The following is a 25187-nucleotide window of genomic DNA, read 5'->3' as shown; positions in this document are numbered from 1 at the left end:
ATTTATTAGCTTCAACGTGCCAAGACAAGACTTTTTCATGCCGTGAGAGTATCTGAAAAGTCGGGAGGCTGAGAAGTTTATTCAGTATGGCTCTTATTGGGCAGTTTATGGATCAGCCAGTAACCAAGACTCATACTAAGAACTACAGCCGCAATTCCAATCAGGTACATTGGAGACAAGGTTTCAAAGTCTATAATAATGACCTTTCGGGAGATTGCCATCAGCGCGGTGGCCATGACGATTTTTACATGAATAACATTTTCTCTCAGGTAAATAGTTATATTGATGAAAATTTCAATAGCAATTAAAACGGCCATAAAAGCACCAAAAGTGGCTAGCATATCTGAAATCGTCAGAATGAGTTTAGGTGGCGTGATAAGTTTTTGATATATCGTCCATGCAACATCTATCACACCCATGACGATTACAAACAACATAACTATCGACAATACTCTTACAGACCAATGAATCACTACCTGTAATTTCTTTGTTAACTTATCATTTTTATCGACTTCCATGACCCTGTTTCCTTCGCTTGTTTATGTTCACTTAACCTTCATATGTTGAAGCTAGACAATTGAATACATGTCGTTTAAAGCATAGTTGCTGTGGTGAGAGATAGAAGCGTCCGAGGGAAGGAAGTTATGAAACTTAGGAGTGGGCACAATGTTGGACACATAATGTAATCTCTGGTGTCATGCGTTATTACCTCATTGCCTCATTTCTGATCGTGACGAATCGACTGATGAGGTGGTGATTCATCACCTTCACGGCAAACTGAATGAGCGAATACCACAACGTATTGATACTGGGCAAATCGATGCGTTTGTTGCTCCGTGCGTTGTTAATAGAAATCCAAGCGAATAAGGAGTGGGTAATCGCTCAAAAGTCGGGTGGAAAAGCGGTAAAACGGCGAAAATTATTGGAACTAAGTCAAAGCCCTTTTTTGATGAAAAGGCTTATTGATCTGAACACACCAATTTTCCATATAAGTAAATCCACAAATACAAATCTAAAGCTGGCGATAAAGAGCTTTAATATTGATAAATATATAAACAGCTTGGGCGCTGAAGAAATTTCAGTATACTGCGCTTAGGTTACACTGGAGAAAAAATCGCCGTATTCCCAGCGAGAATCCTTTTATAAGAAATAGAAATCGCGTTTGAATATGCAACCAAACGATTTTGCCGCTTGCAGTTTATTCGGTATACAAATAATAAACCTTTGACTAGTCCGAAGGTCGGTCAAATGAGAGAAAGTCATGTTTTTTAATAAGTCGCTTCAACAAGAAAATCAACGATTAAAGCAGGAGTTGCAAATCCTGCAGCAAATCCAAACCAGTTTAGATGAAGAGATGATCCGCTTAACATTGGATAGTAAAGGCCTCATTACTTCTGCAAATACCAAACTACAGCAAGAACTTTTCTTACATGATGATGAGATCTTAACGAAATCAATTACTGAATTGGTACCGTCAAATTCGCGCAATACAGACCACTTTCATCGAATGAAGAAAGCCGTCCAAGATAAAGTGTTCTGGAATGGGGCATTGCAAGTACAGAAAGGTAATGGTGAGGAAGCCTGGTTAAGAACGATTATCCAGCCTGTTTTAAATGAGCGCAGAGAAGTAGAAAGCTTTTTTGTTTTTGCTTCTGAACTTACGCGAACGATCAAATCATCCCGTGAGCAAGAGGACATGCTAAATGCATTAAGTCGTTCTATGGCGGTGATTGAGTTCACATTAGATGGCCATGTTTTAAAAGCCAACGATAATTTCCTAAACACAATGGGTTATACGCTTGATCAGATTCAAGGGAAGCATCATCGCATGTTTTGTGATCAGGAAGAGTCGAGCTCTCAAGCTTACCGTGAGTTTTGGCAACGTTTAGCAAAAGGGCAATTTTCATCAGAGCGATTCAAACGAGTTAACCGTTATGGTGAAGAGGTGTGGCTAGAGGCTTCATATAACCCTATCCATAACGACAGAGGAGAGCTCTACAAGGTCGTTAAGTTCGCGACAGATATTACCCAGCGGGTGATGCAGGAACAGAAAATGGCCCAGGCTGCGCAATTGGCGAACGAAATCTCCCAAGAAACTGGTACACAAACCCTGCAAGGGCAAGAGGTTATAGGCTCAACGTTAGAAAAGATGCAGATACTTTCCGAGCAAATGCAGCAAGCGAACACCGCGATTGACGAGCTTAAAGCGCACTCATCGCGTATTAGCGAGTTGGTAAATAGCATCAGTGGTATCGCTGACCAAACTAACTTATTGGCGTTAAATGCGGCGATAGAAGCGGCTCGTGCGGGTGAGCATGGTAGAGGTTTTGCCGTTGTTGCTGATGAAGTCAGACAGCTTGCTACAAGAACCAATGCAACCACCGATGAAATTGTCACAATGGTCAGTGAAAACCTACAGCGAACAGATAACGCAGTTAAGCTGATCGCTAAATGCCAAAAAGAAGCACTAGATACGCTAGAGCTCTCTGAAAAAGCAGGCAATGTGATGAATGAAATACAAGATGGCGCTAGCCGTGTTGTAGAGGCCGTGGAGCAATTTAACCGCTCGTTGTAGTTAATCAATAGGTTTTCATTGTAGGGGCGATGGGTAAAAAGCAATTCACCTTATTCAACCTGTATTGAGGAGCGTTGAAGTCGCAATACTACTCCTGCCGCAGTCAAGTTAAGCGTTTTGAAGGAGGGGTAGTTCGACACCCCGTACAGGTTTTAGCCAGTTTGCTTGCTGTATAGAATGCTAAAGTAATTTAGTATGCGAAAAGGCTTGCCTTAAGACTTTGCCTGCATTTAATGTATCTAGAAGCAGAACTTCAATCTGCGTGACAACAATACAGGAGAGGATCGGGCTTTCACTTTTTCGCTCGACACAAACCCCTTTCAAATTTACACAGTAGCGCAGTAAAACTCTCTTGCTGCGCTATTGTGTGTTCCATATTTTGTGGGTACTTATGTTTAACTCAGAACGCAAAGCGACGGTTATTCTGGTTGCGACGACGATGATCGCGGCACTTGGCTGGATATTCTCTAAGGAAACAATACAGGGTTTACCACCTTTTGGCTTTATTGGGGCGCGATTTACAATCGCTTCGCTCTGCTTGCTGCCTCTATGTTACCGACCTTTGCTGAAAGCAAACTTAAAAGATGTGTTATCTGCTAGTGGTGTCGGACTCCTGTTAGGCAGTGCCGTTATGACATGGATTTACGCCATTTCTATCAGTGATACTCTCGGGGAAGGCGCATTTATCATGAGCCTTTCCATGCTGTTTGTGCCGATTGTTGCATGGGTTATGTTTCGTCAACGACCACAACGAATTTTCTGGCTTTCTTTGCCTATCGCTGTATTAGGTCTCGCTTGTCTTTCTTTAGTTGGTGGCTGGAAACAATCGGCCAGTCAATTGTGGTTTCTTGGTGCAGCACTGGTTTTGGCGCTTCATTTTAATGTGAATAGCAAATACTCTCAAAAACTACCTGTGCTGCTGCTTACTTGCGTGCAACTTTTTTCAGCAGGTTGCTTAGGTTTGTTGGTTTCAATTTTTATGGAATCTTTCCCGGCAGAGGTTGACTCCTCTATTTGGTGGTGGTTTGCGTTGAGTACCTTATTAGCGACGAGCTTGCGTTACGTAATGCAAACCATGGGGCAAAAATTTGTTCAGGCAGGTAACGCTGCTCTAATTATGATATTAGAACCAGTTTGGACGGTTATTCTGAGCGTGCTGTGGTATGGCGAAGTGCTAACGGCAAATAAACTAGTAGGTTGTGTGCTTATCTTATTTTCTCTAATTATTTATCGTACTGGCGGGCGGTTTCGCTTCCCTACTCGAAAGTAGAGCAAATTAACTTGGGTTGGGAGAATTTGAGGTGCCGGATGGCCTTCTACGAAAGTGATAATACGCGGTTACGCAATGCTAATGACACTTTTGATGTAGGCTCCCGCCCCAGCTCTTCGCTGATCATCCAGCCAGCTTTAGCTAGTAGCTCTAAGTCGATCCCCGTCTCTATTCCTAACCCTTGGCATAAATACAGTACATCCTCCGTTGCGACATTCCCTGATGCTCCATGAGCGTATGGGCATCCACCCAGCCCAGCTACACTACTGTCGATGGTATTGATGCCAATGCTCAGTGCCTGATAAATGTTGGTGAGAGCTTGTCCCCATGTGTCGTGGAAATGGACAGCAAGCCGGGGAAGAGGTGCAACCAACATGACGGCTTCTAGCATAGCAGCGATACGGTTTGGCGTGCCTGTACCGATTGTGTCGCCTAGAGACACCTCATAACACCCTAAATCGATGAGTGATTTGACCACGCTCGCCACTTGTTTAGGGGCTGTCGGGCCATCGTAAGGGCAGTCGGCAACGCAGGATAGATAGCCACGAACAGGGATGCCGTATTTGGTGGCTAATCGCATTACAGGTTCGAAGCGAGTTAAACTTTCTGCAATCGAGCAATTGATATTGTGTTGGCAGAATCCTTCTGATGATGAAGTGAAAATCGCGACCTGATTGGCACCAGCCTCCAAGGCTTGTTCGAAGCCTTTTAGGTTTGGTGTCAGGGCAGAATAAGTAACATGATTTCGCCTTGTTATTGCTTTCATGACCTCTGTTGAGTCCGCCATTTGTGGCACCCATTTGGGCGAAACAAAAGAACCCGCCTCAATATGCGTTAACCCAGTATCAGAGAGTAAGTTGATCAGCCGGATTTTAGTTTGGGTCGCAACAGGAGATTCATTTTGCAACCCATCTCTAGGACCTACTTCGACAATCTTTACTTTGGAAGGTAGCATTACTTGTCCTGTGACTTGGTGACCCAACTTGGGCTACGTTTTTCAAGAAACGCTTGCAGCCCATCTTGACCTTGGGGTGATACTCTAATGTCCGCAATGAGCTTGCTAGTATAGTGAATCAGTTGTTGATCAATGGGGTTTTGATGACATTGATGGCAGAGCGTTTTTGCTTTACGCATCGCATCTGGGCTATTCAGTAGTAAAGTCTTGATTACGCTACCGACCGCACTTTCAAGCTGTTTGGCTTCTTTCACTTCGTGCACAATACCAAACCGTTCGGCATCTTCGGCTGAAATGACTTCACCACTTAAGATATAGCGTCTAGCTTGTCTATTCCCCATCGCGCGCATGACGTAAGGCGCAATGGTTGCTGGAACTAAACCAAGCCTAACTTCACTTAAGCAAAAGTTGGCACTTTGGCTTGCGATGGCGATATCACTACAACAAATCAACCCTAAAGCACCACCATAAGCGGAACCTTGAACAACTGCGATGGTGGGTTGAGGGAACGAATCTAATGTTTCCATGAGTCTTGCCAAGTTTTGGGCATCAACGAAGTTATCTTGCCTCGTGCTGTCGGCCATCGACTGCATCCAATTCAAATCGGCCCCGGATGAAAAATGCTTACCGTTACTTCTTAATACCAAGCACCGCACATCCGTTCGTAAAGCGAGATAATCTAGGCGGTGGATCAGCAAGTCGATCGTACAAGCGTCAAAAGCATTGTGTTTGGCTGTTCTGTTTAGGGTAATGGTCGCTACGCCATTATCATCGACATGCCAAAGAACATCATCTTGCCTTTGGGCGTTGGGAATAATGCTTGGTTGCATTTCCTGCATACTAACTTCCTTAATTCATCTTTGGATGTTTACATTCTGAAGACGCCAAACTCGCTATCAGGAATGGGGGCGTTTAATGCTGCCATTAACGCTTGACTCAACACCTGACGCGTTTTTTTAGGGTCAATAATTCCGTCATCCCATAGCCGAGCACTCGCAAAATAGGGATGTCCTTGTGTTTCATACAAGTCTATGATCGATTCTCTAAAAATGTGCTCTTCTTGCTCTGACCACGCTTCCCCCTGACGTTCCTTCGCGTCTTTTCGAACTTGTGTTAAAACGCCTGCTGCTTGTTCTCCGCCCATCACAGAAATACGCGCGTTCGGCCACATCCACATCATGGTTGGATCATACGCTCGGCCGCACATGCCGTAATTACCAGCGCCGTACGATCCACCGATGATCACGGTAAACTTCGGCACGTCAGCACAAGCGACGGCCATCACTAGCTTGGCGCCATGTTTTGCGATGCCTTCTTCTTCAACCTTTTTTCCGACCATAAAGCCGGTAATATTTTGGAGAAAAAGAAGCGGTGTTTTCCGTTTGGCGCACAGCTCAATAAAGTGCGCGCCTTTTTGTGCCGATTCAGAAAACAAGATACCGTTGTTTGCCACAATGCCAATCAAGTGTCCTTGAATACGAGCGAAACCACACACTAGCGTTCTGCCGTACAAGGCTTTGAATTCGTCGAAATCAGAATCATCGACGATGCGGGCAATAATTTCTCGAACGTCGAATGACAGTCGTAAGTTGGCATTCACGATTCCGTAGATTTCTTCTGCGTCGTAGCGGGGAGGAAGCACGGTGTTTTCTGGCTTAACAGGTCTTGTTCTATTGGCATTGGCAATGGCTTCTCTCGCAAGCATTAGGGCATGTTCATCATTTTCAGCGTAATAATCTGCGACACCAGATTTTCGACAATGCACGTCTGCACCGCCGAGCTCTTCACCCGTCACGACTTCGCCAGTGGCCGCTTTCACCAAAGGTGGCCCCGCCAAAAAAATGGTGCCTTGCTCTTTAACCATAATGGACACATCCGCCATGGCAGGAACGTACGCGCCCCCAGCAGTGCAAAGCCCCATCACAACAGCAACTTGGGGGATGCCTTTCGCTGACATTCTCGCTTGGTTAAAGAAAATGCGACCAAAGTGTTCTTTGTCGGGGAAGACGTCGGACTGATGAGGGAGATTTGCGCCACCGGAGTCCACCAAATACACGCAGGGGAGTTGGCAACGTTGGGCAATCTCTTGTGCTCTAAGGTGTTTTTTTACCGTGAGTGGGTAGTAGGTTCCGCCTTTTACCGAAGCATCGTTGGCGATGACCATGCATTGAATCCCCTCTATGATACCAATGCCGGCGATAACACCAGCGCAGGGGATCGCTTCGTCATACACTTGCCAGGCGGCAAACTGGCTGATTTCAAGAAAGTCAGTGTTGTCATCAAGCAAGCGCGCGATGCGTTCTCGTGCGGGGAGTTTTCCTTTTTGCCTCTGGTGCTCAATGGCTTTTTCACCGCCGCCCTGTTTGATGGTCTCGATGTGTTGATTAAGTTGAGTGACCAACGTTTCCATCGCAGCTTTATTGGAAAGAAATAACTCGTCAGTTGGCTTAGTTTTACTTTTGATAATGGCCATAATGACTTCCTTGTCGTATGTTCCGTTAGCGAGATTCTTCGAACAGCTCTCGGCCTATTAACATGCGGCGAATCTCAGAGGTACCCGCGCCGATTTCATAAAGCTTTGCATCACGTAGCAAACGACCAGCAGAGTATTCATTGATGTAGCCATTCCCACCGAGCAACTGGATTGCATCGAGTGCCATTTGTGTGGCGAGTTCTGCACTGTACAAAATCGCGCCAGCGGCGTCTTTGCGTGTTGCGTTACCTCGATCACAAGCCGCTGCGACGGTATATACATACGCTTTTGCTGCACTCATTCGAGAGTACATATCGGCGATCTTGCCCTGAACTAACTGAAACTCGCCAATGGATTTTCCAAACTGCTCTCGTTCATGTACGTACGGGACCACAATGTCCATGCAAGCTTGCATTATCCCGAGTGGTCCGGCAGCGAGGACGACGCGCTCGTAATCCAGCCCACTCATTAACACCTCGACGCCTTGATTCAACTCGCCAAGAATATTCTCTTTTGGCACTACGCAATGGTTAAATACAAGTTCGCAAGTATTCGAGCCTCTCATGCCTAGCTTGTCCAGCTTTTGAGCATGAGTGAAACCTGCGAAGTTACGTTCAATAATGAATGCGGTAATGCCACGTGAACCTGCGCTGACATCTGTTTTAGCGTAAAGCACCACTACGTCAGCATCGGGCCCATTTGTTATCCACATTTTGTTGCCATTCAGTACAAAATGGTCGCCCTTGTTCTCCGCTTTCAGTTGCATGCTTATCACGTCTGAACCGGCATTGGGCTCACTCATCGCTAGGGCGCCAACGTGCGTACCATCAATGAGTTTTGGAAGGTATTTTTCGCGTTGAGAAGGCGTGCCGTTACGAAAGATTTGGTTGACGCACAGGTTAGAATGAGCGCCGTAGCTTAAAGCGACAGATGCAGAGGCACGGCTGATTTCTTCCATGGCAACAACGTGAGCGAGGTATCCCATGCCTGCACCACCAAGCTCTTCATCGACGGTCACACCAAGCAACCCCATTTCTCCGAACAAAGGCCATAAATGATTCGGGAACTGGTTATCGCGGTCTATCTCCGCGGCGATGGGCGCAATATGTTCGGTAGCAAAGGCATTAACGTGCTCTCGGAGCATATCGATGGTATCACCAAGTCCGAAATTGAGTGGGGTATAGGTGCTTTTCATAACGTCTCCCGGTATCAGAGGTAAGGTGGAAAAGCCTGTAGCGGTGTTGCTAATTGAGTATAGCGTTTATGTCTGCTTGCTTTTGAGTGTTTGAATACAACGCTCCTTAGCGGCATTCAACTCTGCCATAACGACGCTGATGTCGTTGAGTTGTTGCTGTAGGACGGCTTGTTTCTCTTCAATGATATTGAGCATTTTCAATAACTGTCCTTCGGTTTGTTGCATGTCGTAGAGCTCGAAAAGTTCACGAATTTCTGCCAACGAAAAACCGAGTCGTTTCCCTCTTAAAATCAGTTTGAGGCGAATTCTATCCCTGCGTTGATAAACGCGCATATTGCCTTTTCGCTCTGGTTCAATCAGACCCACGTCTTCATAAAACCGGATACTGCGAGTAGTAATATCAAACTCCTTGGCGAGGTCACTGATCTTGTATTTTTCCATAACATACTTACCTCGAATAAAAATCCAGTTTCTGGAAATCGAACCTTAAATGGGAAGGCCGAACATCAACTTTGAAATATAAACGTCTGCTTGGTGTGTTTTTTCATCTCATTGTAAAGGCTAGTGCTATGCTTACGTAAACGTCAAGAAATCGCGGAATGAAAGTTTGTTAGTGAAAAAGGCGATAAAGGCTGGTGTGGCGCTTGGTGAGTAATTCTATGTAGGGTGTCATCAGTCTGCCAAGTGTTCACATATACCTTAAGGGAATGCGAATCATGGGAAAAGACATCTGGATTGTCAGCGCGAAAAGAACGCCAATTGGGCGCTTTCAAGGCAAGTTGCAAACTTACTCTGCTCCTCAATTAGGCGCACTGGCGATCAAGGCGGCAATGCACGAAGTGAATGTGACTTCGGTGGATGAAGTGTTCATGGGATGTGTGCTTCCAGCAGGGTGTGGACAAGCTCCTGCGAGGCAAGCATCTATGGGGGCAGATCTTCCTTTGGGTGTAGGGTGCACCACCATTAACAAAGTGTGTGGCTCTGGCATGAAGAGCGTCATGTTAGCGCACGATCTCATTAAAGCTGGAACGATTCGCTCTGCCATTGCTGGTGGTATGGAAAGTATGACCAATGCGCCGTATTTGCTGAGGGAGGCGAGAAAGGGAATGCGTATGGGGCACCAGTCTGCGTATGACCACATGTTTCTCGATGGGCTACAAGATGCTTACGAAGGGCACTTAATGGGTGTTTATGCTCAGCAAGTCGCTGACAGGCTTAAGTTCATCAGAGAGCAAATGGATGAATGGGCCGTGATGTCGGCAAAACGTGCGTTGGAAGCTCAAGAGCGAGGCTTGTTTGCCGATGAACTTTCGCCGGTTTCACTCAATACCAAGTCAGAACAAGCGGTGCTGGACTACGATGAGCACCCACGCTCGATTGACCTTGGTAAAATTCCTCAACTCAAACCTGCATTCGATGAAAAAGGTACGGTGACCGCTGCTAATTCGAGTGCCATTTCAGATGGCGCGGCGGCTCTTGTGCTTATGGATGAAGACACTGCGCGTCATCAGGGGCTTAAACCACTTGCGATCATCAAGGCGCACTCTACACATGCCAGAAAACCTGCAGAATTTACTTTGGCCCCCGTCTACGCAATTGAGCAACTGCTGTTCCAGCTAGATTGGTCCATTTATGAAGTGGACCTGTGGGAAATCAATGAAGCCTTTGCCGTCGTGACACAAATAGCGGTGGCGGAACTTGGGCTTGATACGAGCAAAGTAAATATTAAAGGTGGAGCCTGTGCACTTGGGCATCCGATAGGGGCTAGTGGCGCACGAATTCTGGTGACATTGATTCACAGTTTGCGTCAGCTACAAGCGCTAGGCACCAATGGTGATCTCGAAGCCAAAAAAGTGATGCGGGGTGTTGCGTCACTTTGTATCGGTGGTGGAGAAGCCACGGCGATAGGCATTGAAATACCGCTTTAATTGAAATCAGAAAGGAGTAAATGATGACTCGTTTGGTTCCCTTGTTTATTGGTGGCGAGTTTCGTGAATCTCAAGCATCGGATTGGGTTGAGGTAACCAATCCTGCCACTAATGATGTCATTGCGTACGTTCCATGTTCCACAGAGCACGAAATGGAAGCCGCCATTGATAATGCGAAAGAGACATTCCAATCCTGGAAGGAAGTGGCAGTATCCGAGCGTGCCAGAGTCATGCTTCGTTATCAGCACTTGCTCAAAGAGCATCATGATGAGCTTGCCACACTGCTTTCTCATGAAACGGGTAAGATTTTAGCGGATGCTAAAGGCGATGTGTGGCGAGGCATAGAGGTTGTTGAGCAGGCTGCAAACATTGCCAGCAATATGATGGGAGAAACCGTCGAAAACGTTGCCACGGATATTGATAGTTACTCAATGATTCAGCCCCTAGGTGTGTGTTGCGGCATTACGCCGTTTAACTTTCCAGCCATGATTCCGTTGTGGATGTTCCCAATCGCTATCGCTGCGGGCAATACGTTTGTGCTCAAACCCTCCGAACAAGTGCCATTGACCTCTATTCGTTTAGCTGAACTATTTGAGCAAGCTGGCGCGCCGAAAGGAGTGTTGCAGGTCGTTCATGGCCGCAAAGAGCAAGTCGACTTTCTTCTGGCTCATCCTGATATTCGAGCGGTGTCATTTGTTGGCTCGGTTCCCGTTGCCCGTTATATCTACACTACAGGGACTAAACATTTTAAACGGGTTCAAGCTTTTGCTGGTGCAAAGAATCACATGGTGATCATGCCTGATGCAAACAAAGATCAAGTGGTGAATAACCTAATCGGAGCCTCCGTAGGGGCTGCGGGGCAGCGTTGTATGGCAATTTCTGTTGCGGTGTTTGTCGGCGATTCAAAACAATGGATTACAGACCTCAAACAGGCAATGGCGAGAGTACACCCAGGGCCTTGGGACGATGAGCAAGCTGCTTATGGCCCACTGATCAGTGAGCAAGCTAAACAACGCGTATTGGACCTAATTGAAGATGGCAAACAACAAGGCGCAGTGTGTGAACTCGATGGCAGTCAGTGTGAAGTGGAAGGCTTTCCCGATGGAAACTGGATTGGCCCAACCTTGTTTAGCGGTGTAACAGCGAACATGTCGATTTACACGCAAGAGATATTTGGCCCTGTTTTAGTTTGTATGGAAGTCGAAACGTTGCAAGAGGCCATTGAGTTGGTGAATCGCAACCCATACGGGAACGGCACTTCCATTTTTACGGCTAATGGCGCTGCTGCGAGAAAATATCAGCATGACATTCAAGTCGGTCAGGTTGGGATCAATGTGCCTATTCCAGTCCCTTTACCATTTTTCTCCTTTACTGGTTGGAGAGGCAGTTTCTATGGTGATTTACATGCGTATGGTAAACAAGCGGTACGTTTTCATACCGAGACTAAAACGGTGACGGCACGTTGGTTTGATGACGATATTCCAACGGGGCCCAATCTGACCATCCAACTGCGCTGAGTGAATAAAAGGAGCTTTTATGGACTTTGAACTTAATGAAGATCAACGTGCATTTGCCGATACCGCTCAACAATTTGCCGATGAGCGTTTAGCACCGATGGCGGCGGAGTGGGATGAAAAGCAGATTTTCCCCAAAGACGTATTGAGAGAGGCGGGGGAACTGGGGTTTCTCAGTCTCTACACTCCAGAAGCGCAAGGTGGCCTAGGGCTGAGTCGCTTGGATGCTTCAATTATCTTTGAACAACTGGCCATGGGATGTACGTCCACTACGGCGTTTATGACGATTCACAACATGGTCAGTTGGATGATAGCCAGTTTTGCTACCGATGAAGCCAAAACGCAGTTCTGTCCGAAATTAGTTACGGGGGAGTGGTTAGGCTCCTATTGCTTAACCGAGCCTAATGCGGGATCGGATGCCGCTTCGTTGACCACAACCGCGAGCAAAAAAGGTGATACTTACGTGTTGAATGGTGGCAAAACCTTTATCTCTGGCGCAGGAGAGACAGATGTTTTGGTCGTGATGGCGCGAACCGGAGAAGCGGGTGCCAAAGGCGTGTCTGCATTTGTTGTTCCTGCTCAAACAGGTGGTATCAGCTATGGGCGCAAAGAACCCAAAATGGGTTGGAACAGCCAACCAACACGAGCGGTTACTTTTGAAAATGTCGTTATTCCAGCTAGCCATTTATTGGGCGAAGAAGGGCAAGGTTTTGTCTTTGCGATGAAAGGGCTTGATGGAGGGCGTATAAATATTGCGACCTGCTCCGTCGGTACGGCTCAACAGGCCCTTAATCAGGCGGCACGGTACATTCAAGAACGTAAGCAGTTCGGCAAGCCGCTTGCGCAGTTTCAAGCCTTACAATTCAAATTGGCAGACATGGCGACAGAGCTAGTGGCTGCGCGGCAGTTGGTGCGCTATGCCGCCAGTAAACTCGACCGAAATGACCCGGATGCCACGGCTTATTGCGCGATGGCAAAACGGTTCGCAACCGATGTGGGCTTTCAGGTTTGCGACCAAGCGCTGCAGCTTTATGGCGGCTATGGTTACATCAAAGAGTATCCAATGGAGCGTCATTTCAGAGATGTGCGTGTGCATCAAATTCTGGAGGGAACGAACGAAATCATGCGCTTGATCATCGCGCGCCGTTTGCTCTCTGAGGAATCGGCCTTGCTGTAGCGAAGTATTGGATTTGCTCATTGAGAAAGGATTCAGATATGCCATTAACCCAAGAAGCCATTCAACATACGATCACTAATCACGTTGCGGTGGTGACGATGAACAACCCGCCAGCCAATACGTGGACATCAGAGAGCCTCAAGGTACTGAAGTCGCTGATACTCACACTTAACAATGATAAGCAGGTCTACGCACTGGTTTTAACCGGCAGTGGAGAAAAGTTTTTCTCTGCTGGTGCGGATCTCAAGCTGTTTTCTGACGGTGACAAAGCGGTTGCGTTAGACATGGCGCGATGCTTTGGTGAAGCGTTTGAAACGCTCTCGGAATTCCGTGGTGTTTCCATTGCCGCTATTAATGGTTACGCCATGGGTGGAGGTTTAGAAGTGGCATTAGCTTGTGATATTCGAGTCGTTGAAGAGCAAGCGGTACTTGCTTTACCTGAAGCCAAAGTCGGACTTTTGCCCTGCGCTGGCGGTACCCAAAACCTCACAGCGTTAGTAGGGGAAGGCTGGGCAAAGCGTATCATTTTATGTGGAGAGCAAGTCAGCGCTGACAAAGCAAAAGAACTAGGCTTGGCTGAGGAGTTGGTCTCCAAAGGCGAAGCTTTAAGTAAAGCGCTGGAGCTTGCTGACTCTGTTGCGAACCAGTCGCCATCTTCTGTCGCCGCATGTAAGGCGCTCATTCAAAATATGCGCTCTGCGCCACTTAAGCACGGCTTAATGAAAGAGCGAGAGTTGTTTCTGACTCTTTTTGATACGGAAGATCAAGTTGAGGGTGTTCGCGCCTTTTTAGAAAAACGCCCACCGCAATGGAAAAACCGATAGGAGGCCACATGGCAGGGATGGTAGCCATTAGTGAAATAGAGTGCTTCGATGGCGTGCACCGCATTGGTATCGCAACGTTAGACAACACCGCTTCATTGAATGCATTGACGTATGACATGTTAGTCCAACTTAACGATCAGCTTATCAAGTGGCAAGACGATCCGCATGTGACTTGTGTGGTACTCACTGGCGCTGGAGAAAAAGCATTCTGTGCTGGTGGCGATGTTCGAGCTATGTATCACGTCATGCATAACGAGAGTAAAGAAAAAATCGTAGAGTTCTGTACGGACTATTTCTCGTTGGAGTATGAGTGTGACTATCTCATTCACACTTACAACAAGCCTATTATCGGTTGGGGAGAAGGTATTGTAATGGGTGGTGGGATGGGGCTTTTTATGGGAACCAGCCATAAAGTTGTGACAACAACATCACGCCTTGCTATGCCAGAAATCAATATTGGACTGTATCCTGATGTGGGAGGTACGTGGTTTTTAAGCCAGATAGATCCGCAAGTGGGTTTATTCCTCGGATTGACAGGTTCCATGGTGAACTCAAGTGACGCTGTCACTATTGGTTTGGCCGATTGGTTACTGTTGGAAGAGCAGTATCCCACCTTACTGGATGAGCTAAAGCGGCTCCAGTGGGGGAAAGAAGATGCGAAAGAGTTGGTAACTGCGCTACTACAATTAATGGAAGAACAGGTTATTGATAGCAAACCAACCACGCAAATTTGTCCATACTTAGATCAGATAGAGGAAGCGTGCAAAGGCTTTGATCTTAATACGATAGCACAGCGAATCATGGCTATCGACGGGAACAGTCAGTGGATAGAAAACGCGAAACAAACGTTCGCATCGGGCAGTCCGATCACCGCGCATATTTGCTTTAGACAAGTGAAAGAGTACCACAGCTTACCGCTTGCAGATTGCTTCCGTTTAGAGTTGAGTTTGTCGGTTCGCAGTGCCTTATTAGGTGAGTTTAAAGAGGGCGTCCGTTCTCGGCTCATTGACCGGGATGGCGAGCCGAGCTGGATATTTAACAGTGTCAGTGAAGTCGATGAAGATGTTATCGATACTTTGTTTACCTCGCTTTGGTCAGATAACGAGCATCCGCTTGCTAATTTGGGTGAACAAACACTAGGTCAATAAGGAGAATGATCATGAGTACCATCGCATTTATCGGTTTAGGAAGAATGGGACATCCTATGGCGCAAAACTTACTCGCGTCTGGATTTAACGTGCAAGTATTCGATGTCGATAGCGAAGCCGCAAAGCAACTAGTACCTTTTGGTGCGGTGGTGGCGAGCTCTATCGAAGAGGTAGTAGATGGTGCTAGCACAGTCATCACGATGCTACCAGCAGGGTCTCACGTTCGTTCCGTGTATCTTGGTGACTTACACGGTGGCGTAGGTGTCCTCAATCTTGTCTCGCCAAGTACCTTGATAATTGATTGTTCAACCATTGATCCGGACTCCGCGCGATTAGTCGCCAATGAAGCGGCAAATAAACGCGTGTTGTTTGTCGACGCACCCGTTTCGGGGGGCGTTGCTGGCGCTAAAGCGGCGACATTAACCTTTATTGTTGGTGGTTCGGATCAAGCGTTTTCTAAAGCCAATGCGATTTTGCAGTATATGGGAAAAAATGTTTTCCATGCTGGCAAAGCAGGCGATGGTCAAATGGCGAAAATCTGTAACAACCTTATGCTCGGCATTTTAATGTCTGGTACGTGCGAGGCATTAAACCTAGGTATCGATCATGGACTCGATCCAAAAGTGCTATCAAACATCATGCTGCAAAGCTCTGGCCGAAATTGGGCATTGGAGCTTTACAATCCTTGCCCAGGCGTGATGGACAGTGCGCCAGCCAGTCACGATTACCAACCGGGCTTTATGAGCAAACTCATGCTAAAAGATCTCGGCTTGGGGTTAGATGCGGCGTTACAAACACATTCTTCGGTTCCGATGGGGTCGTTAGCGCGCAACTTATATTCTTTCCACAACGCGAGCGGCCACGGCGAGCTCGATTTCTCAAGCTTATTTGAGTTATACAAGAGTAAGAAAGGCTAGACTGAGTTTTGTGACAAACCAACCCGAGATGGTGACCTAAAACGCGCATCATTTCGGCCAACTTAGACTGGTTGAGATAGAGAACATTACGAGCTATGGAGTGCACCAATATGGACATAAAAAGTAGTGTTATTGCCATTACAGGAGCAGGGCAGGGGCTTGGGCAAATGATGGCCATTACCCTTGCTCAAGCTGGCGCTGATTTAGCGTTGTTGGATGTAAACGCCAGTGGCTTAATGGAAACACAAGAGCAGTGTCGAATGCTGAGTGCGAAAGCGTTGACATATCAAGTGGATGTCACCAACGAAATCGACGTTGAAACCACGTTTGAAGCGATTATCCAAGATTTTGGTCAACTCAATGGGTTAGTCAATAACGCTGGCGTGTTAAGAGATGGGTTACTTGTAAAAGCAAAAGATGGCGTGATCAGTAAGATGTCTTTGGATCAATTCAACTTGGTCATGAACGTTAACGTGACAGGAACATTTTTGTGTGGGCGTGAAGCTGCCGTCAAGATGATTGAGAGTGGCTCCCAAGGCGTTATCATCAATATTTCTAGTGTTGCGAGAGCAGGGAATATCGGACAAACCAATTATTCTGCATCTAAAGCGGCGGTCGCGACCATGGCGACAACATGGGCCCGTGAGCTCGCAAGATACGGTATTCGTGCGGCGGCGGTTGCACCAGGTGTAGTACACACCGCGATGGCAGAGCAAATGAAACCCGAAGCCATAGAGCGATTAGAAAAGATGATCCCAGTTGGCAGGATGGGCGAAACAAGCGAAATCGCGCATGCAGTAAAATACATTATTGAGAGTGATTACTTTACTGGCAGGGTTTTAGAAGTGGATGGCGGTATTCGTATGTAAGTGACCACTGAAATAAGGCTCTGATAGACCTGAATAATAAGTTTCTTTCCATTTCAACATTTTCTATGTTGTGGAGTGCTCATTCTGCGCAGCCCAAATGTATTTACAACTTATGTTTGGATTTACCTTGAGAATGATTTCTCACAATCCAATAAAGAGATGCAAATACCACTCAAATATTAAGTGAAATCATTAATTTGATTCTGATCACACTTTTGGTTTTTTAGTTTCCGCTTCTCATTAAGGCTATCTGCGTAAATGAAGTTGATAGTCAGTCTCATCAATTTTTAGTTTCAACTTTTTGTTTTTAAATAATTAATTGTTGAAGCACGAGAAATTCGTGTTGAGGTTAATATTCTATTTAAAGTGTGTAACTTCCATTAATGGAAGGTTAGTTTCCAGTTGTGGCTAATGAGCTTTAACTTTTTACTCCTCATAATGCGCCAAATGTAACATAGTGTTTCAAAGTGTAACAATAAACTCACACTAAGAGTGTGGTTTTGATCTCCACTCAATTCCGTTTTGTTTCGCTCTGAGCCCGACGTTACTCATGCTCAACACATAAACATTCTAATGACTATAACAACTGGTTCTTGGCTTGATACCAATCGTATCGTAGCAAATAACGGTTCATTCTAGCTGGTTAAATGCTTGATGACGAAGTTGAAAAATTGTAAGTAGAATAACTACTTATCGAGGTTTTTTCTTGTTCTCATACATTACCTCTGCGCTATTTGTGAGCTCTTATTTACTTTGATTGGCATCTGTTTTGAAACCAGACAACCATCGAGAAAGTTAATGGAAGCCTCAAGATATAAACGCATCTTGTCGAGGGGAAGTTTGGCGTCCGTCATACTTATGCTCTCAGGATGTAATTCAGCTTTACTTGACCCCAAAGGTGCCATTGGTGTGCAAGAAAAAGAGTTAATTATTACTGCTCTTTTGCTGATGTTGATCGTTGTAATCCCTGTGATTTTAATGACGATTTACTTCGCTTACCGATACCGCGCCTCTAACACTGAAGAAGAGTACGCACCCGAGTGGTCACACTCGACCAAAATCGAAGTGGTGGTATGGACAATTCCAATCATCATCATTGCGATTCTTGCGACGATCACATGGCGTTCGACTCATGAACTAGAGCCATCCAAACCTTTGGAAAGTGATGTTAAACCAATGACCATCGAAGTGGTGTCACTCGATTGGAAATGGTTGTTCATCTATCCAGAAGAAAACATTGCGACGGTGAACTATGTGGCGTTCCCGAAAGACGTGCCAGTGCAGTTCAAACTGACTTCGGACAACATCATGAACGCGTTTTTCATCCCTCGCTTAGGTACACAGATCTACGCGATGCCAGGCATGGTAACCAAGCTCAACCTCATAGCGAACCACGAAGGTGACTACAAGGGTTTTGCATCGAACTACAGCGGCGAAGGCTTTTCGCAAATGAAGTTCACAGCTTCAGCAATGTCTGATCGTGCTGCGTTCCTAAATTGGGTGCAGAAAGTGAAGGCGAGCCCTGATCGTATTGAAGATTGGGAGCAATACAGCTCACTGGCAGCGCCAAGTATCGCAGAGCCAGTCACTTTGTTCTCTAGCGTTCCTCCGTTCTTGTTCACCGACGTTGTGACTCAGCATCCTGGTTCAATGAACTGTTTGCCTGAAAACCAAGGATAATCGTAATGTTTGGAAGATTAACTCTTGATTCAGTTCCATTCCACGAACCTATTATTGTCATCACCCTAGCGGTTGTGGCGCTGGTTGGTTTAGCCGTAGTTTACGCGGTGACCAAAGCCGGAAAGTGGCAATATTTGTGGAATGAATGGTTTACTTCAGTAGACCATAAAAAACTTGGCTTCATGTACATCGCAGTAGCGATGGTGATGCTTGTTCGTGGTTTTGCTGACGCAGTCATGATGCGTAGTCAGCAACTCCTTTCTTCTGCGGGTGAAGCAGGTTACTTACCACCGCATCACTACGATCAAATTTTTACTGCCCATGGCGTGATCATGATCTTCTTCGTAGCGATGCCATTGGTCATTGGTCTGATGAACATCATCGTGCCATTGCAGATTGGTGCGCGTGACGTAGCTTTCCCGTATCTGAATAACTTGAGCTTCTGGCTGTTTGTTGTAGGTGTCATCCTAACAAACATGTCTCTCGGCTTAGGTGAATTTGGTCGTACCGGCTGGTTGGCGTATCCGCCGCTTTCAGGTATTGAGGCTAGCCCAGGAGTCGGGGTCGACTATTGGATTTGGGCGCTGCAGATATCAGGTGTTGGTACGACGTTAACAGGCGTGAACTTCTTCGCGACCATTTTGCGTATGCGTACACCGTCTATGCCAATGATGAAGATGCCAGTTTTCACTTGGGCGTCTCTGTGTGCAAACATTTTGATCATCATTTCATTCCCAATCCTAACGGTGACTATCGCTCTGCTTACGCTGGATAGATACCTAGGCATGCACTTCTTTACCAATGATCTTGGCGGCAACGTAATGATGTACGTCAACCTGATTTGGGCTTGGGGTCACCCAGAAGTGTACATCTTGATCTTGCCAATTTTTGGTGTGTTCTCAGAAGTCACCGCAACCTTCTCACGTAAAAAGTTGTTCGGTTACACATCGCTAGTTTGGGCTACCGTAGTTATCACGATTCTTGCCTTTGTCGTTTGGCTACACCACTTCTTTACGATGGGGTCTGGCGCGAACGTAAATGCCTTCTTCGGTATTGCCACGATGATCATTTCTATCCCAACAGGGGTGAAGATCTTCAACTGGCTATTCACGATGTACAAAGGCCGCATCCGCTTTACGACGCCAATGATGTGGACGGTGGGCTTCCTTATCACCTTTACTGTTGGTGGTATGACGGGCGTACTAATGGCTGTTCCGGGCGCAGATTTCGTTCTGCATAACTCAGTATTCCTTATCGCTCACTTCCACAATGTTATCATCGGTGGTGTGGTGTTTGGATGTTTCGCTGCGATCACTTACTGGTTCCCGAAAGCGACCGGTTTCACCATGAATGAAACTTGGGGCAAACGCGCGTTCTATCTTTGGATTATTGGTTTCTTAATGGCGTTCTTACCGCTTTACGCGCTGGGCTTCATGGGGATGACTCGTCGTTTAAGCCAAGACATCAACCCAGAATACTTCCCACTGTTGTCGATTGCCGCAGCAGGTACGGTTGTGATTGCGCTGGGCGTATTGTCTCAGTTCATCCAAATTTACGTGAGTATCCGTGACCGCGAGCAAAACCGTGATCTAACTGGTGACCCGTGGGGTGGTCGTACTCTTGAGTGGGCAACATCGTCTCCACCGCCGTTCTACAACTTTGCGCACCTACCAAAAGGTGATGTGCTGGATGCCTTCTGGTACCAGAAACAAAGTGGCGAGTTCGATCCAACTAAAGAAGTGGAATACGAACGTATTCATATGCCAAAAAACACGGCAACAGGCATCTACGTGTCGGCTTGGTCGCTCCTATTTGGCTTCGGCATGATTTGGTACATCTGGTGGCTAGCGGCGGCAAGTTTGGTCGGTATTATCGTGACGTGTATTCAGCATAGCTATAACGATGATGTGGATTACTACGTGGAAGTTGAAGAGATCAAAGCAATTGAGGCTGAACGTCGAGCTCAGCTTGAAGAAGCGAAGAAAAACTCAGTGAAAGACAGCGAAAGTAAAGATGATCTGGAGGTGACGTATGCAAACTAATATCGCAGCACATCACGACCATGATCACCACCATGACACGAATGGCAACAAGCTATTTGGCTTCTGGGTTTACCTGATGAGTGACTGTGTACTGTTTGCGACCTTGTTCGCGACTTACGCTGTGCTGTCGAGCAATTCAATTGCGGGCCCAACAGGTAAAGACATTTTCGAACTCCCATTCGTTTTTGTCGAAACCATGCTGCTGCTGTTTAGCAGTATCACATTTGGTTTTGGCATTATCGCGATGAAGCGCAACAACGTTGCTGGTCTCAAACGTTGGATGTTAGTCACGTTCGCGCTTGGTCTTGGCTTTATCTGTATGGAGGTCTATGAGTTCCATCACCTGATTGAAGAAGGCTATGGCCCACAAACCAGTGCATTCCTGTCGGCATTCTTTACGTTGGTTGGTACGCACGGCCTGCACGTAACCTTTGGTCTGATTTGGTTAGCGGTAGCATACCATCAACTGTCGACGAAAGGTCTGAACGACAATATGGCAATGCGCTTTAACTGCTTAAGCCTATTCTGGCACTTTCTAGATATCGTTTGGATTTGTGTCTTTACCATCGTTTACTTACTGGGGGTAATGTAATGGATCAACATGTAGAAACCAGTTCGTCAGATTACGTGAAAGGTTTTATTGCCTCACTGATTCTGACGGTAATTCCGTTCTACTTTGTTTGGACGAAATCATTACCAGATACAACGACCTATGCGATTCTATTTGGATGTGCATTAGTGCAGATATTTGTTCACTTTAAATACTTCTTGCACATGGAAACAAAAACATCCGACGGACGTTGGAACCTTGTATCACTGATGTTTACCGCCATTGTTGTACTTATCCTTATCGCTGGCTCGGTATGGATCATCTACAACATGAACGTCAACATGAAGTTGTAGGCCAAGGTATGCTGAAAAGTTATTTGTCTATCACTAAACCGGGCATTATTTTCGGCAACCTGATTTCTGTTGCGGCGGGGTTCTTCCTCGCCGCAAAAACAGAACCAGCCAGTCTAATGTTGTTCGTTACGACGTTAGTTGGTGTTGGGTTAGTCATCGCTTCAGGTTGTGTGGTGAATAATATTTTCGATCGTGATATCGACCAAAAGATGGCACGTACACGAAATCGTGAAACAGTGAAAGGCAACATCAATATCGATATTGCGTTTGTTTATGCACTTGCTTTATTGCTGGTAGGAACCGCACTCTTATTTATCCGAGTGAATCCACTATCCGCTGTCGTCGTGTTGCTTGGCTACGTGTATTACGTGTTCTTTTACACGATGTGGTACAAACGTAACTCGGTGTATGGAACCTTAGTGGGAAGTATCTCAGGCGCAGTTCCGCCATTGGTGGGTTACTTAGCGGTAACAAACTTCATTAGCTTGGAAGCGATTTTACTCTTTACCATGTTCTGTCTCTGGCAAATGCCGCACTCTTATGCCATTGCCATGTTCCGCATGCAAGACTACCGAGAAGCCGGGATTCCCGTATTGCCAGTTAAAGAAGGTATTCATAAAGCGCATCGACACATGAAAGCGTATGTCGTGGCTTTTGGGGCAGCATCATTGGGGTTATTTTTACTAGGTGAAGCCGGGTATGAATACTTAGCGGTTGCAGCGGTTGTTTGCTTTATGTGGACGAAAGTGACCTTTCGCAGCATTGATGAGAACAACTACATCGCTTGGTCAAAGTCGGTGTTTAAAGTCTCACTGCTAGTGGTGATGGGGATCAGTGGTGTGCTTGGTGTCGAGTTGATTCCTCTAGCTCTGTAACAACCAGACCTAAGCGTTTGCTACGCGCCAATATCTTTTGCTGCTGAATGCATGAATGACCTTACCTAGAAGTAAGGTCATTTAACTTTCTATTGTCCTTTATTTTCCCTGTTCCTCCTCTAGCTTCACTATCACGTATTCATATCTAAAAGCAAAAACAACCAGTGTGTAAAACATAGTAGATCGCGCGTTTCCGCTGACGCGTAATAATGCCAAGAGATAGCGACGATTAAGCTAAAAGTATAAACAGCGCAATAACTCTACTTACCATATGAGAATTCAATATCGATAGTTTGTAATGTAAACATTTGGGGTAGTGCTAGTTCCCATAGCAGCATACAAACTAACAATGTGAATGTTTAAGTTGAATCACCAGCTAGCGAAATACAAAAGTTTTACGACTGAAAGTGGGTGAGGAAGCATCTTAACTCCAGTGAAATGAACACGATTAAGAATCATCCTTTTACATAATCTAAAAACTCACTAAACCTTAACCCAGATTAAAGTTTTGTCGTCTCCGAGGCATTAAGGTGCGCCTGTAGTTTGCAGGTCTCAAGGATTCAGAGAAGGAACAGCCATACATCGTGTATCGCTGTTCCTTTTTCGTTCTTGTTTACTTGCGAAAAGATAAAACATAAAGACAACTTTAAGAGGACTGGTTTTGAGCATTTTGTTTTCCGAAGCCCGCATTGGCAACATGACCCTAAAGAACCGTTTTGTGCGAAGCGCAACGTGGGAGAACCTGGCGACCGAAGATGGTCACATGACGGCAAAGCTTTACGATATTTACGAAACGCTTGCGAAAGGGGAAGTTGGGCTTATTGTCACGGGTTATGCCAATATCGTTGAAGAAGAGAAACCCAACGCAGGTATGATGGGGATCTACAACGACTCTTTTATTGAAGAATACAAAAAGCTAACAGAGCTAGTACATCAACAAGATTCTAAAATCGTGATGCAAATTGCTTACGGTGGCACCAAAACCACCCATAACGTCGGTGAGCGTGTCATCTTCGCTCCGAGTGACGTGCCTGAGCGTGGTACAAATACGCAAGGCAAAGCGATGACAAAGGACGAAATAGACTACATCGTAAAGGCATTCGCATTGGCGAGTAAACGTGCTCAAGACGCTGGTTTTGACGGCGTAGAGATTCATGCGGCGCACACTTATTTAATTAACCAGTTTTTAAGCCCGTACTATAATCGTCGCGAAGACGAATATGGTGGTGACTTAGAAAATCGCATGCGCTTTCTTTTAGAAATTTATTCTGAAACCAGAAAGCTGGTTGGAAGCGAATTTCCCATCCTCGTTAAACTGACGGCAACAGAGTTCTTTGACGGCGGTTTAACGTTCAATGAAACTCGCGTCGTCTGCAAGAAACTTGAAGAAATAGGCGTTGATGCGATCATCGTATCTGGCAATGTTCACGGCAAAGCAAACGAACTTGTTGGTCAAACGTTCGATGGTTACACACTACAAGAAGAAGGTTACTTTCACGAATATGGTCACGTGATCAGTCAGGACGTTAGCATACCGGTGATTACTGTCGGCGGGCTGAGCGACATTGATGCGATTGAGAAAATTGCAGAAAACACAGGTATCCAATTTTTTGCTGTGTCACGCCCTTTATTGGCTGAGCCACAGTTGATCAAACGTTGGAAAGAAGGCAATCGCGCACCAGTAGATTGTGAACGTTGCTCAAAGTGTCGTACCAAGCGTGGTAACTTTTGCGTGGTGTATAAGAACCGAAATCGTCGCAAAAAATAGAACGAAGCGAATACACAAATACAAATTAGCCTCCACTCTGAATATGGAGGCTTTTAATTATCCGCATGTTAATCGAACCATTATTTATCTTCTTTTTGATAGTTTAAATAATGCACACAAAGATCGTGAAATGCTTTAGCTTGAGGCGAGATCGTGCGATCGGTTAACGTAAATATACCAATTTGCCTTTCAAGTGGTGGATCGATAAGCGGAATCCAAACCAAGCGTGTTTCATTGGTTGGGAAAGCAAGCTTCGGTAGGGTCGTGACACCAATCCCAAGTTCTAAGACAGAAAACAGCGAAGTAATGTTTTCGACCGAATAGAGCGCTTGCTGACTCAGAGCTCTTGCTGGGGTTGGATCGAGAAGTGTACAAGTGCCGTTACGGATAAAGGGTTGTTCCAACAAAGTTTGCCACTCGATTCCTTCTTGATGACTCGCAATAGGGTTGTCCTTTAAACACACCACGCCTATTGGATCGGCTAACAGCGGCGTAAAATCAATGCCGCCCTCATCGAGGTGAGAGGGGTTACCGAGCGCTAAGTCGACCTCACCGGAGAGTAGGCGAGCCTCGACGCCAGCGGCATTATCGTCTATCAAGCTTACTTCTACATTTGGATACTGTTCGCAAAAGGCGCCCAACACGCTAGGAATGAGCTTCGCTGCAACAGAAGGAACGCTCGCAATTCGCACTCTCCCTTGCTGTCCGGCAGCGGCTGCTTTGAGATCGTTGTCTAGTGCACTGTAGATATTGAGAAACTGAACCACTTTGGGAAGACAAATTTCACCAAACGGGGTCAATTTGGTTTTGTTTCCGGGTTCAAACAGCGTTTGCCCTAGAATTTTTTCAAGCTCTTTTATCGATGTTGACAGTGCCGCCTGAGAACGATTTGCACGATGTGAAGCGGCTCGAAAGCCTCCTTCCTCGACTACCATCACAAAATGCATTAATTGTTGAAGCTTAATACTCATCCCTAATGCCTCCTAATCCCTTTATTTACGTTATTTTAAACAGGGTGATAAGTTTAATTTATCAAATGTCAAAAATTTACCGTTAGATTTATCGCCTGTCAAT

The 25187-nt window shown here is 46.0% G+C and carries 23 protein-coding genes and 1 pseudogene; 17 read left to right on the top strand and 7 right to left on the bottom strand.

Annotation, left to right across the window (positions count from 1 at the left end; translation table 11 throughout):
• Positions 1–77: 77 nt before the first annotated feature.
• On the bottom strand, positions 78–518 hold the full coding sequence (locus tag R7Z78_RS00690; RefSeq protein ID WP_104976546.1) for a phosphate-starvation-inducible PsiE family protein: 441 nt from the start codon (positions 516–518) through the stop codon (positions 78–80).
• A gap of 263 nt (positions 519–781) precedes the next feature.
• Here R7Z78_RS00690 and R7Z78_RS00685 point away from each other — a divergent pair, with 263 nt between their 5' ends.
• From R7Z78_RS00685 to R7Z78_RS00675, 4 genes and pseudogenes are all read left to right on the top strand, one after another.
• Entirely contained in the window at positions 782–1096 is a 315-nt protein-coding gene (locus tag R7Z78_RS00685; protein ID WP_104976547.1) for a hypothetical protein, read from the top strand.
• Between the two features lie 165 nt (positions 1097–1261).
• Positions 1262–2041: pseudogene (locus R7Z78_RS24985) on the top strand (PAS domain-containing protein); the annotation flags it as partial.
• Positions 2039–2575: a methyl-accepting chemotaxis protein gene (locus R7Z78_RS24980; RefSeq protein ID WP_372036153.1), complete on the top strand. Its 537-nt coding sequence runs from the start codon at positions 2039–2041 to the stop codon at positions 2573–2575. The pseudogene R7Z78_RS24985 and the gene R7Z78_RS24980, both read left to right, overlap by 3 nt.
• A 391-nt stretch (positions 2576–2966) precedes the next feature.
• A complete protein-coding gene (locus R7Z78_RS00675; RefSeq protein ID WP_104976549.1) occupies positions 2967–3845 on the top strand; it encodes a DMT family transporter in 879 nt (292 codons plus the stop codon).
• A gap of 46 nt (positions 3846–3891) precedes the next feature.
• On the opposite strand, the gene R7Z78_RS00670 is transcribed toward R7Z78_RS00675, so the two are convergent.
• From R7Z78_RS00670 to R7Z78_RS00650, 5 genes are all read right to left on the bottom strand, one after another.
• On the bottom strand, positions 3892–4800 hold the full coding sequence (locus R7Z78_RS00670; RefSeq protein ID WP_104976550.1) for a hydroxymethylglutaryl-CoA lyase: 909 nt from the start codon (positions 4798–4800) through the stop codon (positions 3892–3894).
• Positions 4800–5639, bottom strand: coding sequence for an enoyl-CoA hydratase-related protein (locus tag R7Z78_RS00665; protein ID WP_053303724.1), 840 nt, complete (start codon positions 5637–5639; stop codon positions 4800–4802). The genes R7Z78_RS00670 and R7Z78_RS00665 overlap by 1 nt, the downstream gene beginning before the upstream one ends.
• Positions 5640–5668: 29 nt before the next feature.
• Positions 5669–7273 (bottom strand): carboxyl transferase domain-containing protein, encoded by a 1605-nt coding sequence (locus R7Z78_RS00660; protein ID WP_104976551.1) that lies wholly within the window; start codon positions 7271–7273, stop codon positions 5669–5671.
• Between the two features lie 25 nt (positions 7274–7298).
• Positions 7299–8468, bottom strand: coding sequence for an isovaleryl-CoA dehydrogenase (locus tag R7Z78_RS00655; RefSeq protein ID WP_104976552.1), 1170 nt, complete (start codon positions 8466–8468; stop codon positions 7299–7301).
• 66 nt (positions 8469–8534) lie between these two features.
• A complete protein-coding gene (locus tag R7Z78_RS00650; RefSeq protein ID WP_017821195.1) occupies positions 8535–8909 on the bottom strand; it encodes a MerR family transcriptional regulator in 375 nt (124 codons plus the stop codon).
• A 275-nt stretch (positions 8910–9184) separates the two neighbouring features.
• Here R7Z78_RS00650 and R7Z78_RS00645 point away from each other — a divergent pair, with 275 nt between their 5' ends.
• The 13 genes from R7Z78_RS00645 to R7Z78_RS00585 all read left to right on the top strand — a co-directional run bounded on the left by R7Z78_RS00645 (position 9185) and on the right by R7Z78_RS00585 (position 24113).
• Positions 9185–10396, top strand: coding sequence for an acetyl-CoA C-acyltransferase (locus tag R7Z78_RS00645; RefSeq protein WP_104976553.1), 1212 nt, complete (start codon positions 9185–9187; stop codon positions 10394–10396).
• A gap of 23 nt (positions 10397–10419) precedes the next feature.
• Entirely contained in the window at positions 10420–11913 is a 1494-nt protein-coding gene (locus R7Z78_RS00640) for a CoA-acylating methylmalonate-semialdehyde dehydrogenase (protein ID WP_104976554.1), read from the top strand.
• Between the two features lie 19 nt (positions 11914–11932).
• On the top strand, positions 11933–13087 hold the full coding sequence (locus R7Z78_RS00635) for an acyl-CoA dehydrogenase family protein (protein ID WP_104976555.1): 1155 nt from the start codon (positions 11933–11935) through the stop codon (positions 13085–13087).
• 38 nt (positions 13088–13125) lie between these two features.
• A complete protein-coding gene (locus R7Z78_RS00630) occupies positions 13126–13911 on the top strand; it encodes an enoyl-CoA hydratase (protein WP_054574350.1) in 786 nt (261 codons plus the stop codon).
• Between the two features lie 8 nt (positions 13912–13919).
• Positions 13920–15059 carry an enoyl-CoA hydratase/isomerase family protein gene (locus R7Z78_RS00625; RefSeq protein WP_053303717.1) on the top strand — a complete coding sequence of 380 codons (1140 nt, stop codon included), beginning with the start codon at positions 13920–13922 and terminating at the stop codon, positions 15057–15059.
• Between the two features lie 11 nt (positions 15060–15070).
• The gene (mmsB, locus tag R7Z78_RS00620) at positions 15071–15976 is read left to right on the top strand and encodes a 3-hydroxyisobutyrate dehydrogenase (RefSeq protein WP_053303716.1); all 906 of its coding nucleotides are present in this window, start codon (positions 15071–15073) and stop codon (positions 15974–15976) included.
• A 110-nt stretch (positions 15977–16086) separates the two neighbouring features.
• On the top strand, positions 16087–16845 hold the full coding sequence (locus tag R7Z78_RS00615) for an SDR family oxidoreductase (RefSeq protein ID WP_005375778.1): 759 nt from the start codon (positions 16087–16089) through the stop codon (positions 16843–16845).
• Between the two features lie 798 nt (positions 16846–17643).
• Complete coding sequence (gene cyoA / locus R7Z78_RS00610; RefSeq protein ID WP_005388604.1) at positions 17644–18525, top strand: ubiquinol oxidase subunit II; 882 nt, start codon at positions 17644–17646, stop codon at positions 18523–18525.
• A gap of 5 nt (positions 18526–18530) precedes the next feature.
• Positions 18531–20567: a cytochrome o ubiquinol oxidase subunit I gene (gene cyoB, locus R7Z78_RS00605; protein WP_005375781.1), complete on the top strand. Its 2037-nt coding sequence runs from the start codon at positions 18531–18533 to the stop codon at positions 20565–20567.
• On the top strand, positions 20557–21159 hold the full coding sequence (cyoC, locus tag R7Z78_RS00600; RefSeq protein ID WP_005375782.1) for a cytochrome o ubiquinol oxidase subunit III: 603 nt from the start codon (positions 20557–20559) through the stop codon (positions 21157–21159). Before cyoB ends, cyoC begins: the two co-directional genes overlap by 11 nt.
• Positions 21159–21470, top strand: a complete 312-nt coding sequence (gene cyoD, locus R7Z78_RS00595) for a cytochrome o ubiquinol oxidase subunit IV (protein ID WP_005375783.1) — start codon at positions 21159–21161, stop codon at positions 21468–21470. Before cyoC ends, cyoD begins: the two co-directional genes overlap by 1 nt.
• Positions 21431–22345 (top strand): heme o synthase, encoded by a 915-nt coding sequence (gene cyoE / locus R7Z78_RS00590; protein WP_047100930.1) that lies wholly within the window; start codon positions 21431–21433, stop codon positions 22343–22345. The genes cyoD and cyoE overlap by 40 nt, the downstream gene beginning before the upstream one ends.
• 661 nt (positions 22346–23006) lie before the next feature.
• A complete protein-coding gene (locus R7Z78_RS00585; RefSeq protein ID WP_104976556.1) occupies positions 23007–24113 on the top strand; it encodes an NADH:flavin oxidoreductase in 1107 nt (368 codons plus the stop codon).
• An 80-nt stretch (positions 24114–24193) separates the two neighbouring features.
• Here R7Z78_RS00585 and R7Z78_RS00580 read toward each other — a convergent pair whose 3' ends face one another.
• Positions 24194–25084 (bottom strand): LysR family transcriptional regulator, encoded by an 891-nt coding sequence (locus tag R7Z78_RS00580; RefSeq protein ID WP_104976557.1) that lies wholly within the window; start codon positions 25082–25084, stop codon positions 24194–24196.
• Between the last annotated feature and the right edge of the window lie 103 nt (positions 25085–25187).

This window comes from Vibrio sp. 1167, from assembly GCF_033340375.1.
GTDB classification, from domain to species: Bacteria; Pseudomonadota; Gammaproteobacteria; order Enterobacterales; family Vibrionaceae; genus Vibrio; species Vibrio alginolyticus.
The sequence above is the reverse complement of the archived record's forward strand: the minus strand, read 5'-3'. Positions and strand labels throughout refer to the sequence as shown.

Coding starts and splice junctions, on each gene's coding strand:
- R7Z78_RS00670 (WP_104976550.1), bottom strand. CDS start 4,800: ATGCTACCTTCCAAAGTAAAGATTGTCGAAGTAGGTCCTAGAGATGGG.
- cyoC (WP_005375782.1), top strand. CDS start 20,557: ATGCAAACTAATATCGCAGCACATCACGACCATGATCACCACCATGAC.
- R7Z78_RS00630 (WP_054574350.1), top strand. CDS start 13,126: ATGCCATTAACCCAAGAAGCCATTCAACATACGATCACTAATCACGTT.
- R7Z78_RS00640 (WP_104976554.1), top strand. CDS start 10,420: ATGACTCGTTTGGTTCCCTTGTTTATTGGTGGCGAGTTTCGTGAATCT.
- cyoB (WP_005375781.1), top strand. CDS start 18,531: ATGTTTGGAAGATTAACTCTTGATTCAGTTCCATTCCACGAACCTATT.
- R7Z78_RS00615 (WP_005375778.1), top strand. CDS start 16,087: ATGGACATAAAAAGTAGTGTTATTGCCATTACAGGAGCAGGGCAGGGG.
- R7Z78_RS00645 (WP_104976553.1), top strand. CDS start 9,185: ATGGGAAAAGACATCTGGATTGTCAGCGCGAAAAGAACGCCAATTGGG.
- R7Z78_RS24980 (WP_372036153.1), top strand. CDS start 2,039: ATGCAGGAACAGAAAATGGCCCAGGCTGCGCAATTGGCGAACGAAATC.
- mmsB (WP_053303716.1), top strand. CDS start 15,071: ATGAGTACCATCGCATTTATCGGTTTAGGAAGAATGGGACATCCTATG.
- cyoD (WP_005375783.1), top strand. CDS start 21,159: ATGGATCAACATGTAGAAACCAGTTCGTCAGATTACGTGAAAGGTTTT.
- cyoA (WP_005388604.1), top strand. CDS start 17,644: ATGGAAGCCTCAAGATATAAACGCATCTTGTCGAGGGGAAGTTTGGCG.
- R7Z78_RS00685 (WP_104976547.1), top strand. CDS start 782: ATGAGCGAATACCACAACGTATTGATACTGGGCAAATCGATGCGTTTG.
- R7Z78_RS00635 (WP_104976555.1), top strand. CDS start 11,933: ATGGACTTTGAACTTAATGAAGATCAACGTGCATTTGCCGATACCGCT.
- R7Z78_RS00650 (WP_017821195.1), bottom strand. CDS start 8,909: ATGGAAAAATACAAGATCAGTGACCTCGCCAAGGAGTTTGATATTACT.
- R7Z78_RS00655 (WP_104976552.1), bottom strand. CDS start 8,468: ATGAAAAGCACCTATACCCCACTCAATTTCGGACTTGGTGATACCATC.
- R7Z78_RS00690 (WP_104976546.1), bottom strand. CDS start 518: ATGGAAGTCGATAAAAATGATAAGTTAACAAAGAAATTACAGGTAGTG.
- R7Z78_RS00675 (WP_104976549.1), top strand. CDS start 2,967: ATGTTTAACTCAGAACGCAAAGCGACGGTTATTCTGGTTGCGACGACG.
- R7Z78_RS00625 (WP_053303717.1), top strand. CDS start 13,920: ATGGCAGGGATGGTAGCCATTAGTGAAATAGAGTGCTTCGATGGCGTG.
- R7Z78_RS00580 (WP_104976557.1), bottom strand. CDS start 25,084: ATGAGTATTAAGCTTCAACAATTAATGCATTTTGTGATGGTAGTCGAG.
- cyoE (WP_047100930.1), top strand. CDS start 21,431: ATGGATCATCTACAACATGAACGTCAACATGAAGTTGTAGGCCAAGGT.
- R7Z78_RS00660 (WP_104976551.1), bottom strand. CDS start 7,273: ATGGCCATTATCAAAAGTAAAACTAAGCCAACTGACGAGTTATTTCTT.
- R7Z78_RS00665 (WP_053303724.1), bottom strand. CDS start 5,639: ATGCAGGAAATGCAACCAAGCATTATTCCCAACGCCCAAAGGCAAGAT.